Genomic DNA, 254 nt, shown 5'->3' on the forward strand with positions numbered 1-254 from the left:
ATCAATGTCACAGACATGAAGCCGGACGCACCAGCCAGCAGCTACATCGCCGTGCTGATGAAGCCGCAGGCATACTTTAGTGCGTGGTCGCCGAAGTATCGCTTTGCCATTGCATATGTCTGGGACGGCGCAGACTTCCCGTGGCTTGGCATCTGGGAGGAGAACCGCAGCCGCAGTCATGCGCCGTGGAAGAACGCCGGTGTAACGCGTGGCATGGAGTTCGGCGTGAGCCCGTTCCCTGAGTCCCGTCAGTC

General features: G+C 60.2%; 1 protein-coding gene. It reads left to right on the forward strand.

The features are described 5' to 3' along the window. The coding region (locus JAO32_RS19835; RefSeq protein ID WP_334243623.1) for a hypothetical protein at positions 1 to 254 on the forward strand (254 nt) is incomplete at both ends.

This window comes from Terriglobus sp. ADX1 (genome assembly GCF_036877645.1).
Lineage (GTDB): Bacteria > Acidobacteriota > Terriglobia > Terriglobales > Acidobacteriaceae > Terriglobus.